Consider the following 1350-nt stretch of genomic DNA (forward strand, 5'->3'; position numbering starts at 1 on the left):
GGGGGTATGCGGCACCAGAGATGCCTGTAACAGAAGTCATTCAGGGCTGCCGACGGCGCAGGACCCCCACCCGGATCGCCTGCGCTACGCTTGTCTCTCCCCAGGGGCGAGCCACAGGTCTCGACCCGTCCTTCGGACCCCCTCAAGGGGGAGGTGGGCAGCCATCCGGCTACGGGAGTAAGGCCATGGTGCGGAAATGCGGCGAAACGATCGGGGGATATTTTGGGTAACTGAATGGAATTGCCAGGGTGGGGGCACAAATCCATCCCCGCGGCCGCCTCTCGTTTCGTCACACTTGGCCCCGGCCTTTCGACTTCGTCATGTCAGGCATCGAACCCTCGTTTCGTCATCCTAGGGCCCCGACCCTAGGATCCATTCCGCTATCTATCCACCCGCAGCGTTCTCGGATGGATCACGGAATGGATCCTTGGCTCGGGGGCCAAGGATGACGAGGGGAAGGGTTCGCGGATGACGAAAACAGGAGACATGGGTGGCGGATGGAGAGAGCCGGGGATAACCGGCTGACGGTCGGCGAGAGGCCCACCTGCCCGCCCGGCGCCGGACCCGCGGCTAGCGCCAGCGCTCGTCGCGGTCGCGGGGCTCGAGCGCGCTCATCAGCGCGTCCCACATGTCCATGCCGGTTTCCATCACCGCGAGATTGGCCTCGTAGCCCATTTTCGCGTCGATCAGGTCGGTCATCTCGGTGGCGAGATCGACGCCGCCTTCGGCCTCGCGCGTCACCGCACGCACCCCGCCGCCGGGACCCGTGACCATGTCGACGGTCCTGCGCGCGTAGCCGGGCGCGTCGGCATTGGCGATGTTGTGGGCCACCGCATCGAGCCGCTCGCGCTGCGCGGCCATGCCGGAAAAGGCGGTGCTGATGATGCTGGAAATCATGACGCGATACTCCCGATCCGCGGGAAGATAGCGTCAGGGACTTAGCGGCGGGTTAGGGAGCGTGGTTAACGGGAGGTTGACGGGGAATGCCAAGGCCTCGCAATTTCAGCCATTGCGCGAATCGTCTTCATCATTGCTACTCTTGCCTGCACGTGCAAGGGTGCTCCGGTCCATGGGGGACGGGGAGTAACGAGATGAGACTTTATGTTGCGGTTCTGGCGCTGGCATCGCTGCTGTCGGCCAGCCTTGCCCACGCCCATGGCGGCGGCTGCCGCAAGAGTTCGCCGCCCGGACAATGCTGTCACATGCAGTCAAGCACCGGCCAGGTGCACTGCCACTGAAGCCGGCGGCTTCGGCTCACCTAAAGATCCAGGACTTGGCTGACGATCCCGAGCTTGCCGCCCCTCATCTCCCCCCTTGCGGGGGAGATGTCGGCGTAGCCGACAGAGGGGG

At 64.7% G+C, this 1350-nt stretch carries 2 protein-coding genes; one reads left to right on the top strand and one right to left on the bottom strand.

Annotation, left to right across the window (positions count from 1 at the left end):
* Window positions 1-570 precede the first annotated feature (570 nt).
* A complete protein-coding gene (locus LL06_RS25940) occupies window positions 571-897 on the bottom strand; it encodes a flagellar basal body protein (protein ID WP_052161923.1) in 327 nt (108 codons plus the stop codon).
* A gap of 194 nt (window positions 898-1091) precedes the next feature.
* Here LL06_RS25940 and LL06_RS27985 point away from each other — a divergent pair, with 194 nt between their 5' ends.
* Window positions 1092-1238: a hypothetical protein gene (locus LL06_RS27985; protein WP_162835382.1), complete on the top strand. Its 147-nt coding sequence runs from the start codon at window positions 1092-1094 to the stop codon at window positions 1236-1238.
* Window positions 1239-1350: the final 112 nt, after the last annotated feature.

The organism is Hoeflea sp. BAL378 (genome assembly GCF_000759435.1).
Taxonomy (GTDB): Bacteria; Pseudomonadota; Alphaproteobacteria; order Rhizobiales; family Rhizobiaceae; genus Hoeflea.

Coding starts and splice junctions, on each gene's coding strand:
- LL06_RS27985 (WP_162835382.1), top strand. CDS start 1,092: ATGAGACTTTATGTTGCGGTTCTGGCGCTGGCATCGCTGCTGTCGGCC.
- LL06_RS25940 (WP_052161923.1), bottom strand. CDS start 897: ATGATTTCCAGCATCATCAGCACCGCCTTTTCCGGCATGGCCGCGCAG.